The organism is Nocardioides sp. FY1077 (assembly GCF_058681775.1).
In genome coordinates this window covers 751,713-764,741 of the sequence record NZ_JBZWDB010000001.1, presented here as the reverse complement: position 1 = coordinate 764,741, position 13,029 = coordinate 751,713, and the positions used below count along the sequence as shown (strand labels likewise).

9 protein-coding genes are annotated in these 13,029 nt (G+C 77.2%); 6 read left to right on the top strand and 3 right to left on the bottom strand.

The window, feature by feature from the left end; translation table 11 throughout:
* Window positions 1–14 precede the first annotated feature (14 nt).
* From AC4OR8_RS03585 to AC4OR8_RS03570, 4 genes are all read left to right on the top strand, one after another.
* Entirely contained in the window at window positions 15–1,598 is a 1,584-nt protein-coding gene (locus AC4OR8_RS03585) for a glycerol-3-phosphate dehydrogenase/oxidase (RefSeq protein WP_492164196.1), read from the top strand.
* 372 nt (window positions 1,599–1,970) lie between these two features.
* Window positions 1,971–3,086 (top strand): sigma-70 family RNA polymerase sigma factor, encoded by a 1,116-nt coding sequence (locus tag AC4OR8_RS03580; protein WP_492164195.1) that lies wholly within the window; start codon window positions 1,971–1,973, stop codon window positions 3,084–3,086.
* Complete coding sequence (locus AC4OR8_RS03575) at window positions 3,083–3,775, top strand: TIGR03086 family metal-binding protein (RefSeq protein ID WP_492164194.1); 693 nt, start codon at window positions 3,083–3,085, stop codon at window positions 3,773–3,775. The genes AC4OR8_RS03580 and AC4OR8_RS03575 overlap by 4 nt, the downstream gene beginning before the upstream one ends.
* Before the next feature lie 9 nt (window positions 3,776–3,784).
* Window positions 3,785–5,071, top strand: a complete 1,287-nt coding sequence (locus tag AC4OR8_RS03570) for a helix-turn-helix transcriptional regulator (protein WP_492164193.1) — start codon at window positions 3,785–3,787, stop codon at window positions 5,069–5,071.
* 18 nt (window positions 5,072–5,089) lie between these two features.
* Here the strand turns inward: AC4OR8_RS03570 and AC4OR8_RS03565 are convergent, their stop codons facing one another.
* A complete protein-coding gene (locus AC4OR8_RS03565) occupies window positions 5,090–6,115 on the bottom strand; it encodes a DUF2332 domain-containing protein (protein ID WP_492164192.1) in 1,026 nt (341 codons plus the stop codon).
* A gap of 101 nt (window positions 6,116–6,216) precedes the next feature.
* On the opposite strand from AC4OR8_RS03565, the gene AC4OR8_RS03560 reads away from it, so the two are divergent.
* On the top strand, window positions 6,217–6,720 hold the full coding sequence (locus AC4OR8_RS03560; RefSeq protein ID WP_492164191.1) for an NfeD C-terminal domain-containing protein: 504 nt from the start codon (window positions 6,217–6,219) through the stop codon (window positions 6,718–6,720).
* Between the two features lie 90 nt (window positions 6,721–6,810).
* Window positions 6,811–8,328 carry a flotillin family protein gene (locus tag AC4OR8_RS03555; RefSeq protein ID WP_492164190.1) on the top strand — a complete coding sequence of 506 codons (1,518 nt, stop codon included), beginning with the start codon at window positions 6,811–6,813 and terminating at the stop codon, window positions 8,326–8,328.
* A gap of 117 nt (window positions 8,329–8,445) precedes the next feature.
* Here the strand turns inward: AC4OR8_RS03555 and AC4OR8_RS03550 are convergent, their stop codons facing one another.
* Both AC4OR8_RS03550 and AC4OR8_RS03545 read right to left on the bottom strand, forming a co-directional pair.
* On the bottom strand, window positions 8,446–9,915 hold the full coding sequence (locus AC4OR8_RS03550; protein WP_492164189.1) for an NAD-dependent succinate-semialdehyde dehydrogenase: 1,470 nt from the start codon (window positions 9,913–9,915) through the stop codon (window positions 8,446–8,448).
* Window positions 9,916–10,154: 239 nt separating this feature from the next.
* Window positions 10,155–12,989: a helix-turn-helix transcriptional regulator gene (locus tag AC4OR8_RS03545; RefSeq protein WP_492164188.1), complete on the bottom strand. Its 2,835-nt coding sequence runs from the start codon at window positions 12,987–12,989 to the stop codon at window positions 10,155–10,157.
* Between the last annotated feature and the right edge of the window lie 40 nt (window positions 12,990–13,029).

Genomic DNA, 13,029 nt, shown 5'->3' with positions numbered 1-13,029 from the left:
GCGACGGGTCGGCCATGCGGATCGCGGCCGGGCTGACCGGCGCGGCCACCGACGTCGACGTGCTGGTCGTGGGGCTCGGTGTCACCGGCGCCGGGGCCGCGCTCGACGCCGCCACCCGCGGGCTGCGGGTGCTGGCCGTGGACGCCCACGACCTGGCGTTCGGCACGTCGCGGTGGTCGTCGAAGCTGGTGCACGGCGGCCTGCGCTACCTCGCCCAGGGGCAGGTCGCGGTGGCCCACGAGAGCGCGGTGGAGCGTGGGGTGCTGATGGACGTCACCGCGCCCCACCTCACCCGGCCCGCCCCGATGCTGCTGCCGCTCACCACCTCGCTGGGCCGGGCCCAGGAGACCGTGACCCGCGCCGGGCTGCTGGCCGGCGACGCGCTGCGCCGCGGCGCGCGCACCTCCACCGACACGCTGCCCCGGCCGCGGCGACTCTCCCGGACCGAGACCCTCAGCCTCGCCCCGGCGCTGCGCCCCGACGGCCTGCGCGGCGGCCTGCTCAGCTGGGACGGCCACCTCGAGGACGACGCCCGGCTGGTCACCACGCTGGCCCGCACCGCCGCCGCGCACGGCGCGCAGGTGCGCACCCGCGCGCGGGTGGTGTCGATCGTCCCGCGGGACGGCGGACCGGGCGGCCCGGGCTGCGGCACGGGCGGCTCGCGGGTGGAGCTGCGCGACGAGCTCACCGGCGCCGTCCACGTGGTGAGCGCCGGCGCGGTGGTCAACGCCACCGGCGTCTGGGCCGGCTCCCTCGACCCGCGGGTCACCCTGCGGCCCAGCCGCGGCACCCACCTGGTGCTGCGCGCGGAGACGCTGCCCGGGCTGCGGGTCAGCGTGTTCGCGCCCGTGCCGGGCCACCGCAACCGCTTCGTGCTGGTGCTCCCCCAGGCCGACGGCACGGTGTACGTCGGGCTCACCGACGAACCCACCGACGGGCCCGTGCCCGACGTGCCGCAGCCCACCGAGCCCGAGGTCGGCTTCCTGCTCGACGTCGTCTCGGCGTGCTTCGCCCGGCCGCTGCACCGCCACGACGTGGTGGGTGCCTTCGCCGGGCTGCGCCCGCTGCTCGACAGCGCCGACGGCTCCACCTCCGACCTGTCGCGCCGCCACGCCGTGCTGCCCGGGCCGGGCGGCGTGGTGACCGTGGTCGGCGGCAAGCTCACCACCTACCGCCGGATGGCGCAGGACGCCGTCGACGCCGCCGTGCTCGCCCTCGGCCCCGGGGCCGCCGACGCAGGGCCCTGCCGCACCCGCACCCTGCCGCTGCTGGGCGCCGCCCCCCGACCGGTGCTCGCCGCGCTCGAGGAGCCCGAGCGGCTGGTGCGCCGCTACGGCACCGACGCCGCGCTGGTGCTCGCCACCGCCCGCGAGGTCACCGGCCTCGACGCCGACGCCCTGCTCGCCCCGCTGGCCCCCGGCGTGCCGGCCACGCTGGCCGAGCTGGTCTTCGGCGTCACCCACGAGGGCGCCTGCGACGTCGGCGACCTGCTCGACCGTCGTACCCGCGTCGGTCTCGTGCCGGCCGACCGCGCCCTCGCCGAGCCCGCCGCCCGCCGCGCCCTCGACCTCGTGCGCGCCTCCGCCGCGCGGTCCTGACGCCGCTCCCGGCGCCTGCCGCTGAGGCGGGGCGTGCGTCATACGAGTCGTGGAGTCGCATCCACCGTTCGGATGACGTCCCGCCCGCGGGCCCCCGCGGCCACCCGGACGTCATCCGTTCTGTGGAGTCGCCTCCACCATTTGCATGACGTCCCGCGCCGCCCGCCCCCGCGGCCCCCCGAGCGTCATACGTTCCGTGGAGTCGCCTCCACGACTCGTATGACGCAGGCCCCGCCACCACCCGGCCCAGCCGGGCGCAGCAGGTCCGCCCGGGACCGATGAGTTCGACCGTCGACGCCGGTCGGTGCAGGCGGGCACACTGACGAGGGACCAGGAGCGGCGATGACGGCCACGGCGACAGGCACGAGGACGATGACCCAGACAGGCACCGGCACGACCAGCGGCACGACCAGCGGCACGACCAGCGGCACGAGCACGACCCGCACCACCCGCAGCGCCCACGGCGCGACCGCGCAGGGCGAGCTGACCGACTTCCCGGCGCTGACCGAGCGCTACCAGCGCGAGCTGCTGGCCCACTGCTACCGGATGAGCGGCTCGGTGCACGAGGCCGAGGACCTGGTGCAGGAGACGTTCCTGCGCGCCTGGAAGGCCTCGGCCGACTTCCAGGGCCGCTCGTCGGTCCGCACCTGGCTCTACCGCATCGCCACCAACGTCTGCCTGACCAACCTCGAGGGCCGCCCGCGGCGTCCGCTGCCGGCCGGCCTCGGCACGCCCGACCAGATGGCCGGCGACGCCCTGGAGCAGGACCACGAGATCGCCTGGCTGGAGCCGGTGCCGGACGCCGCGGTGGTGGTGGCCGAGCGCGACTCGATCCGCCTCGCGTTCGTGGCCGCCCTGCAGCACCTGCCGGCGCGCCAGCGCGCGGTGCTGATCCTGCGCGACGTGCTGCGCTGGTCGGCCGCCGAGGTCGCCACCGCCCTCGACACCACGTCGGCGGCCGTCAACAGCGCCCTCCAGCGCGCCCACGCGCAGATGGAGCAGCGCGGCCTCACCGAGGACACCGTGCGCCCCGAGCTCACCCCCGACCAGGAGCGGCTGCTCGAGCGCTACGTCGACGCCTTCTGGCGCAAGGACGTCGACCAGGTCGTCGCGATGCTGCGTGCCGACGCGATCTGGGAGATGCCCCCCTTCACCGGCTGGTACGTCGGCGCCGCCAACATCGGCGCCCTCATCGACGGGCAGTGCCCCGGCGGTCACCACGACATGCCGATGCTGGCGACGTCCGCCAACGGCCAGCCCGCCTTCGGCCTCTACATGCGCACCCCCGCCGGCGACTTCGAGCCGTTCCACCTGCAGGTGCTGGAGCTCGACGGCGAGCGCGTGCGCCACGTCGGCGCGTTCTTCGACGTCGACTTCACCCGCTTCGGCCTCCCCGCGCGGCTGCCGACCGGCTGGACCCCCGGCGACCCCACCCCGGCCGTTGACCCGGCGACCCCGGCGAGCCCCTCCCCGGCGAGCCACGGGTGATCCCGCGGCTCGGCCCGGCGGTCGAGCTGCTCGAGCGGTCGCTGGGCTACACCCGGGTGGCGCTGGCCGGCGTCGACCTCGACCCGGCCGGGCTGCGACGTCCGACGCCGTGCGCGCGCTGGGACCTGCAGGCCCTGCTGGCCCACATGGAGGACTCCCTCGACGCCTTCACCGAGGCCGCCGCCGGGTCGGTGGGGCTGCCCGCGCCGCTGGGCCCGGGGGCCGTCGACCCGCGGGAGGACGTCGTGGCGCGCCTGCAGGTCAAGGCCTGCGCACTGCTCGCGGCATGGGTGGCGCCCGCACCCGGTCGTCCCGCCACCGTCACGGTGGGTGACCGCGACCTGCCGGCGCCGCTGCTGGTGGCGGCCTCGGCGCTCGAGGTCACCGTGCACGGCTGGGACGTCGCACGCGCGACCGGCACCGAGCACCCCGTGCCGGCGGCCCTCGCGGCGCGGCTGCTCGAGGTGGCTCCGCTGCTGCTGGACGTCGCCGGCGGGTCGTTCGCCCCGGCGCAGGAGCCCGCCTCGAGCGCACCCGACGTCCGGCTGCTGGCCCTGCTGGGCCGTGACGTCGACCACGTGCCGGGGCATCGGGCCCGACCCCACCGCAGGACCGACGCCACGCCCGACGCCACGCCCGGGAGGGTCAATCGGGCCAAACGGCTGCCGGGGGAGCCCCGGGCTTCCTAACCTGTGCCCATGCAGGTCTCCCCGGCCGCCCCGTCCGGCGAGCGCACCACCCCCGCGACACCCGGGGTGCCCGCCGCGCCGGGCACCCCGGCAGCCGACGGCCCCGGTCCCGCCGAGCTGGCGGCGGCCCTCTCCACCGGCCTGAGCGCCCGCCCCGACCGCGCAGACCGCACCGACCTCACCGGCCTGAACGGCGCCCGCGACGGCCAGCTCGACGGACGCCGCACGCTCCCCCCGCCCGCGCACGCCGGCGCCCCGGACCCGGCCGGCGGTGCAGACCCGACGCCCGGTGCGGCCGCGGTCACCGTGGCCGGCGCCATCCACCTGCTGCGCGCCGGGCGGGCCGGGGCGGCGCTGGAGTCGCTGACCCCGCTGCTGGTGCCGCTGATGGCCCCGCACCCCTCCCCGCGACCGGTCGGCACCGTCGTGCGCCCCGACCCGGTGGCGGTGCGGGCGGTGGCCACGGCCGTGGACGCCCACCTCGCCACCGGTGCGCTCGGCGACGCGCTCGACCTGGGTCGCGTGCTGCTGCGCCTCGCCCCGGTCGGACCCGACGACCGCCCCGCCCAGGTCGTGCAGGCGGTCGTGCACCACGCCCTCGGTGAGCTGGCCGCCGCCACCGGCGACACCGCCGGCTGCGTGGAGCACGCCCGGGCCACCGGCCGCCTCGACCCCGACGCGCACCCCGCGCTGCTGCCGTGGAGAGCCAGCCTGGCCATCGCACTGGTGCGCACCGGAGACCGGGTCGAGGCCCGCGAGCTGGCCCGCGAGCACCTCACGCTGGCCGGTCGCTCCGGGTCGCCGTACGCGCTGGCGGGCGCGCTGCGCACCCACGCCACCGTGGTGGCCGGCCCCGACACCGTGGCCCGCCTCGAGGCCGCGCGCGCCGCGCTGGAGGGCGTGCCGGCGGCCCGGCTGGCCGCCCAGGTCGACACCGACCTCGCAGGCGCCCTCGCGCTCACCCTCGGCGTCGAGGCCCGGGAACGCGCCGTCGCCCTGCTCCGCCCGGTGGAGCGGTTCGCCAGCCGGTCGGGGCTGCGCCCGCTGCACGACCGCGCCCGGCGGCTGCTGACCCACCTCGGCGAGGAGCCGCGGCGCGCCGCCGCCGAGCTGCTGGCCCCGCTCGGCGAGCGCGAGCGGCTCGTGGCGACGGCCGTGGCCGGCGGGTCCACCAACCGCGAGGTCGCCGCCCGACTCGACGTCACCGTGAAGGCCGTGGAGTGGCACCTGTCCCGCATCTACCGCAAGCTCGGCATCTCCTCGCGTGCCCAGCTCGCCGTGCTGCTCGCCGACTGAGCCTGCGTGGTGCCGCGCTCAGCCCAGCCACTCCATGCGCCGCCCGTGGCCGTGGGTGAGGGCCAGCGCACGCCCGTCGAGAGCCAGCACGAACGTGGAGCGAGCCGGGTCGAGCCCGGCGACCGTGGCGGTGACCTCCGGCAGCACGCCGCGCCCCTCGTTGCTCACCCAGCGGCAGGCGCCGTCGGCGACCAGACCGGTCATCATCGTGGTGAAGTCGCGGCGCCCGGCGTCGTCGAGGTAGGCCACGACCGCGCTGTGGAACACCACGACGCGTCCGCGCGGGGCGACCTCTGCCACCAGCGCAGGCAGGTCGGTGAGCAGGTCGCCGCGGCGCAGGTCGGGCGGGTCGGCCCTGGCCACCTCCACCGCCTGGTCGAGGCGGGCCCGGCGGTCGTCGTGCTCGGGCCACACCAGTGCGCGCAGCCAGGTCGCGTCGTCGGGGTGGTCGGGGTCGGTGACGTCGAGCGGGTGCAGGTCGAGGCCGCCGCGCCAGGCCACCGGCGGCAGCGGGGCGCGCAGCAGGTCGACCGGCACGCCCGCCGGGCCGGTCGCGGTGACGTCGCAGGTGAGCAGCGGCAGCGCCGGCCCACCCTGCTCGACAGCGCCCTCGGGCGTCGTCCAGCGGTAGCGCCAGCGGTCGGGGTGGAGGCAGAGCCCGGCGCTGGCACCCACCTCGAGCAGCACCAGCGGCTCGTCGCCTCCTGCCGCGGCCAGCGCGAACGCCGGGCGCAGCGTGGCCAGTCGACCGGCCTCGTTGGTCTGCGTGGCCCGCGACAGCACGGTGGCGCGCAGCCGCCCGTCGTCGCCGAGCAGCGCGTCGCGCAGCCCGGCGTACGGCCCCGGCGCCGCCACGCCGTGCCAGCGGGCCGCGGCCAGCACCAGGTTGGGCTGGCGCTTCGCGTCGGGCAGCGTCGCGAGCCAGGCCAGCACCTCGGGGTCGTCGGCCACCGCGCGCGCCCAGTCGGCGAAGCAGGACGAGTCGCCGTCGGCGTACGCCGCGAAGTCGCGGTAGCGCTCGGCGAGGTCGCCCCACAGCTCCATGAGCGCAGTGTGCCGCGTGGGGCCGGGGTTTGCGCGGGGGGCCGCTCGGACATGCTGGCTGTCGACCGGGGCTCCCCGGCGCGGAGAGGGGGGCGGCGCGGGTGACGGTCTACGTGGTGGTCGGGCTGGTCGGGCTCGTGGTGCTCACCGTCTCGCTGCTGCTCGGCGACGTGCTCGACGGCCTCCTCGACGCGCTGTCGGGCGACGTGTTCTCCACCGCCGTGCTCGGCGGCTTCCTCTCCGCGCTCGGCTTCGGGGGCGCCACCGCCCAGGCGCTCGGTGCACCCCTCGCGCTGTCGCTGCCCGTCGGCGTGGTCGCCGGCGTCGTGGCGGGGTGGTTCGCGACGTGGCTGACCCGCCTGGTGCGCGACGGCGGCAGCGACGACACCCTCACCACCGACGACGCCCTGGGCCGCGACGGCCGGGTGGTCAACGCCGTGCCGGTCGACGGGTACGGCGTCGTCGACGTGCTGGTCGGCGGCCACACCGTGCGCCTCAACGCCCGCGCCGAGGCGCCGCTCGCGCCCGGCACGCGGGTGCACGTCACCAGCGTGCTCTCCCCCACCGCCGTCACCGTCGCGCCGCTGTGGCCCGAGGTGCGCTGAGCACCACCGCTCCCGTCCCGCCCCACCCCGCTCGCCCCACCCCGCTCGCCCCGCCCCGCTCGTCACCGCCCCACTCCCGGAAGGTCACCCATGGACCTGCTCATCCCGCTCGGCGGGCTCCTCGTCCTGCTCGTCCTCCTCGTGCTGCTGGTCACCAGCCGCTACAAGGTGGCCGGGCCCAACGAGGCGTACATCGTCACCGGCCGCAAGGGCAAGGCGGTGCTCAACCCCGAGACCGGTGCGCTGACCACCGACCTGTCGGGGCAGAAGGTCATCCTCGGCGGCGGCACGTTCGTCATCCCGTTCGTGCAGAAGCTGGCCACCCTCGACCTGTCGTCGCGGCGCATCTCGGTACAGATCCGCGGCGCGGTGTCGGGGCAGGGCATCAAGCTCAACGTCGAGGGCGTGGCGATCGTGAAGGTCGGCGGCAACGCCGACCAGATCCGGCTGGCCGCCCAGCGCTTCCTGTCGCAGCAGGCCGACGTCGAGGCGTTCACCCAGGAGGTGCTCGCCGGCGCGCTGCGCTCGATCGTGGGCGGGCTGACCGTGGAGCAGATCATCCGCGACCGGGCCGCCTTCGCCCAGCGCGTGGCCGACGAGTCGGAGAACTCGCTGACCGGGCAGGGCCTGATCCTCGACGCGTTCCAGATCCAGGACGTCACCGACGACGGCAGCTACCTCGCCGACCTCGGTCGCCCCGAGGCCGCCCGCGTCGGGCAGGCCGCCCGCATCGCCGAGGCCAACGCCCGCCAGGCCGCCGAGCAGGCGCAGATCGCCGCGGAGCAGGAGATCGCGGTCTCCCAGCGCGCGCTGGCGCTGAAGCAGGCCGAGATCAAGGCCGAGACCGACGCCGCCTCCGCCAACGCCGCCTCGGCCGGCCCGCTGGCCCAGGCCGACCGCGACCAGGCGATCCTGCTGGAGCAGGAGAAGGTGGCGGTGCGCCAGGCCGCGCTGACCGAGCGCAACCTGGAGACCGAGGTGCGCAAGCCGGCCGACGCCGCCCGCTACAAGGTGGAGCAGGAGGCCGAGGCGCGCCGCAGCTCGGAGATCGCCGGCGCCGAGGCGCGCAAGGCCGCCACCATCGCCGCCGCCCAGGCCGGCGCCGAGGAGGCCCGGCTCAGCGGTGAGGCCGAGAAGTCCCGGCGCACCGCGCTCGCCGAGGCCGAGGCCATCGAGGGCGAGCGCCGCGGTGAGGCCGAGCGTGCCCGTCGTACGGCGGAGGCGGAGGCCACCCGGGCCGAGGGCGAGGCGCAGGCCGCGGCCACCCTGGCCATCGGCCAGGCCGAGGCGGAGGCGATGGACAAGCGCGCCGAGGCCTTCGCCAACTACAACGACGCCGCCGTGCTGCAGATGCTGATCGAGGTGCTCCCGCAGATCGCCCGCGAGGTCGCCGCCCCGATCAGCGCGATCGACCAGCTCACCGTCATCTCCACCGACGGCGCCGGCGCGATGCCGAAGCAGGTCACCGACAACGTCGTGCAGACGCTGACGATGCTGAAGACCGCCACCGGCCTCGACCTCGAGGCGCTGATCAAGCAGTCGGTCGGCAAGGCCGCCGTCGGCACCGGCCTCGAGGTCACCCCCGTCGACGGCACCGGGCCCGCCTGAGCGGGGCAGGCAGTTTCCCCGGCCGGCCGGGGAAACCGGAACATGGTGGCGGATATTTCAGCCACCAAGAGGCAGTTTCCCCGCTCGAGCGGGGAAACTGCCCCGCCCCGCCCCGCCTCAGCCGGCCGGCAGGGCGACGTAGGTGGTCTCGAGGTACTCCTCGATGCCCTCGAAGCCGCCCTCGCGCCCGAAGCCGGAGGACTTGACCCCACCGAAGGGGGCGGCGGGGTTGGAGATCAGGCCGGTGTTGACGCCGACCATGCCGAACTCCAGGCGCTCGGCCAGCCGGATCGTGCGCGAGAGGTCGCGGGTGTAGACGTACGAGGCCAGGCCGTACTCGGTGTCGTTGGCCAGCGCCAGCGCCTCGTCCTCGGTCTCGAAGGTGGTCACCGGCGCCACGGGGCCGAAGATCTCCTCGCGGTTCAGCGCGCTGTCGGCCGGTACGTCGAGCAGCACCGTCGGGGGGTAGAACCAGCCCGCGCCGTCGACGGGCGAGCCGCCCGTGACGACCCGGGCACCGGCGTCGACGGCGTCGCCGACCAGCGTGGTGACCGACTCGACGGCCTTCTCGTCGATCAGCGGGCCCACGTCGACGCCGTCGTCCTGCCCGCGGCCCACGGTGAGCCCGCCCATCCGCTCGCCCAGGGCGGCGGCGAAGCGCTCGGCCACCGAGGAGTGCACGAGGAACCGGTTGGCGGCGGTGCAGGCCTCGCCCATGTTGCGCATCTTGGCCACCATGGCGCCGTCGACCGCGGCGTCGACGTCGGCGTCCTCGAACACCAGGAACGGCGCGTTGCCGCCGAGCTCCATCGACACCCGCTGCAGCCGGTCGGCCGACTGGCGCACCAGCACCTTGCCGACGCCCGTGGAGCCGGTGAAGCTGACCTTGCGCAGCCGGTCGTCGCCCTGCAGCGCCTGGCTGATCTCCGCGGCCCGCGTCGACGGCACCACGTTGAGGACGCCGTCGGGCAGGCCGGCCTCGCCGAGGATGCGCGCCAGCGCCAGCATGGTCAGCGGGGTCTGCGCAGCGGGCTTGACCACCATCGTGCAGCCGGCGGCGACCGCCGGGCCGATCTTGCGGGTGCCCATCGCGAGCGGGAAGTTCCACGGCGTGACGAAGAAGCAGGGCCCGACGGGCTTCTTGATCGTCAGCAGCCGGCTGCCCCCGGCGGGGGCCTGCATCCAGCGCCCGTGGATGCGCACGGCCTCCTCGGAGTACCACCGGAAGAACTCGTTGCCGTAGGCCACCTCGCCCTTGGCCTCCTTGACGGTCTTGCCCATCTCCAGGCTCATCAGGAGCGCGAGGTCGTCGGCGGCGGCCGCCACGGCCTCGAACGCGCGGCGCAGGATCTCGCCGCGCTCACGCGGGGCGGTGGCCGCCCACCCGGCCTGCGCGGCCACCGCGGCGTCGAGCGCCGCGCGGGCGTCGTCGACCGAGGCGTCGGCCACCTGGGTGAGCACCGAGCCGTCGGCGGGGTCGAGGACGTCGAACACCTCGCCGCCCGCCGCGGGGCGCCACGTGCCGCCTACCAGGATCCCCCGGTGCTCGTCGGACAGCAGGGAGGAGGGGACGTCGAGACCAGTCATGTCCTCGATCCAACTGCGGGCCCGCACTTGTGACAAGTCGGTGACACCGTCGCCCCCACCGTGGGAAACTCGCCACGTCGAACTCGGAGGGAGCAATCCGACGACGGCGGTGGACCCCTTGCTGACCCCATGCAGCGAGGGGTCCGTCCTTGCACGGGTGTGCCCGACGTCCCCACGCGGCACGCCCACGCACGGCGAGCGCGGGGCCGGTCCGTCCGGCCCCGCGCCCACACCGCGGCTCAGCCCTCGGCGCCGGGGCGCAGCAGGGTGGCCAGCTGGGTGCGCGAGCGCACGCCGAGGCGGCGGTAGACGCGCGTCAGCGTGGCCTCGACGGTCTTCACGCTGACGAAGGTGCGCTCGGCGATCTCGCGGTTGCTGGCGCCGGTCGCCACCTCGTGGGCGATGCGGGCCTCGGTCTCGGTGAGCCGCTCCAGCAGCGCTGCGCCGGTTGCCCCGGCCGGGCCGGCCGTGCCGGTCGTGCCGGTCGTGCCGGCCACGCCGGCGACGGCCACCGGGCCGGCCCCGGGGACCAGGTCGCGGGCGAGCTCGGCCTGCACCTGCGCGACCCACGGTCGGGCGCGCAGCGCGGTGAGCTGGGCCAGCGCGTCCTCGAGCGCGGTGCGCGCGGCCGCGGCGCGGCGGCGGCGCCGCTCGAGGTGGGCACGCGCCACGGTCGTGCGGGCGAGGTCGACGCGCAGGCCGAGCACGGCGCACGCCACGGCCGCCCGCTCGAGCAGCAGCAGCGCGGCGTCCACGTCGCCGCGCGCGGTGAGCAGCTCGCCCTCGGCGCGGTCGAGCTGGGCGCGCACCCCGTCGGTGCCGCTGCGCCCGTCGAGGGCCTGCCGGGTGGCGGCCAGCAGGTCGGCGGCCTCGCCGTAGCGGCCGAGGCGGGTGAGGGCCGCGACCAGGTCGTGCTGCCAGCGGTTGACCGTCGGGTCGGCGATGCCGTGGCTGGCCTCGAGGGCGGGCAGCCGACCCAGCACCAGCGCCGCCCGCGCGGCGTCGCCCCCGCGCAGCAGCGCCTGGCCGAGCACGACGAGGTGGCGCTGGAGGTAGCGCAGGTCGCCGCTGTCCTCGGCCGCGGCGGCGCCGCGCTCCGCCAGCCGCCGCGCCTCGCCGAGGTCACCGGCCACCAGCTCGGCCTGGGCGGAGACGAACCAGGCGGTGTGGGGGTCGAGGCCGTGGGCCTGCGCCACCCGGGCCGCCCGGGCGGCGTACTCGACCACCTCGCGGCAGTGCCCGGCCCGCGCGCCCACCTCCACCAGGCACCGCAGCACGTGCACCTGGTCGGCGCCGGCCCCGCGGTCGACCTGCCCGAGCATCGTGCGGAACGCGCTCCAGGCGACGTCGAGGCGGTCGTCGTAGAAGGCGAAGCGCGCCGCCATGTAGCCCGGCGAGGTGTGCACCAGCCCGTCGGGCCCGGGCCCCGGCCCCGCGAGGCGCACGGCACTGGCCAGGGTCTCCGCGTGGGGCCCGCCCACCCAGCGGTGGGCCGCGGCCAGCGCGGTGAGCGCGGCGGCGCGCCCGAGGTCGTCGCCGGCGCGGGCCATCAGGTCGACGGCGTGGCGTCCGCGGCGCACCGCCTCCTCGGGCCGCGCCTCCATCAGCGCCACCCGGCAGCGCTGCAGCAGGACCATCGCCACCAGCCGGTCGTCGTCACCGGCGTCGGCCAGCGCCACCGCCAGCACCTCGTCGAGGGTGCCGGCCGGGGAGCCGGCCAGCTCGGCCAGCGCGAGGCGCACCCGCACGGTCTGCGCGGGGCTCGGCGCGGCGTCGAGCAGGTCGCCCAGCGCCCGGTGCACCAGCTCGCCGTGGTTGCCCGGAGCCGCGGTCTCGATGCCGGTGGCCAGCCACTCCACCGCGTCGGCGGCCCGCTCGGCCGGGGCGCGGTCGGCGGCGAGCACGTAGAGCTCGGCGGCCAGCTCGCGGGCGCCGTACGCCGCGGCCGCGGCCGCCTGCGTCGCGAGGTCACCGGCCAGCGCGGCGTCGGGCCGCGGGTCGGCCAGGGCGCGGTGGCGCGCCGCCTCGGCGGGTCGGGCGGCCCAGCGGGCGAGGTCGTGGTGGAGCGCCGCCCGGCGCGTGGCCGGGGTGACGTCGAGCAGCACGCGGCGCAGCCGGGCCGGGGTGAACCGCACCCCGCCCTCCACCACGTCGTCGCGCTCGCGCACCACGAGCCCGGCGAGCTCGGCGTGGCGCAGGTCGTGCTCGGCGTCGAGGCGTCCGCAGCGCGCCAGCTGGCGCGCGGTGGGCCGGTGCAGCGCAGCGGCCACCAGCAACGTCTCCCGCACGCCGTCGGGCAGGGCGAGCAGCCGCTCGCGCAGCACCCCCTCGATGCTGGCCGGCAGCGGCACCGGTCGTCCGAGCAGGGCGGGCTCGTCGCGCAGCGCGCCGGCCAGGGCGAGCGCCGGTGCCGGTAGGCCGGCGGCGTCGAGGTGCACGCGCTGGGCGACATGGGCCGGCAGCCCCAGGCGGGCGAGCAGCTCGATGGTGTCGCCCGGGCGCAGCGGCGGCACGCTCAGCTGGTGCAGGTCGGCCAGGTCGGCCGCGCCGGCGTCCGTGGTCCGGACCGGCCCGACGGTGGACACCAGCCGCACCCGCCCCGGGAGCCGGCGCCGGGCGTAGCCGACCACCGCCGACGACTCGGCGTCGAGCCACTGCACGTCGTCGAGCAGCACCAGCACCGGCGCGGTCGTCGACAGCCCGGCCAGCAGGGCCTGCAGGGTGGCGCCGAGCCGGGCGCGCAGGGCGTCGTCGACGTCGTCGGGCAGCCCGAGGAGGCCGGCGCCCACCCGGTCGCGCGCGGCGGGCGCCACCGCGAGCAGTGCGGCGTCGACCAGCGGGCGGGGCAGCTGGGCCACCAGGTCGCGCAGCGCCGCCAGCGGCAGGCGCCGCTCGGCCGGCACGCCCGCCGCCCGCAGCACCGTCTCGCCGCGGGCGTGGGCCGCGGCCTCGAGCTCGTCGAGCAGGGCGCTGCGACCGCTGCCGTGGGGCCCGTGGAGGGCGACCGGCGTCCCCTGCCCGAGGAGGTCCGCGACCTCCCGGAGCAGGTCGAGGCGACCCACGAGCCGAGACATGGTGGCGTCACCCTACGTCGGCCGCACCCCCCGCAGCAGC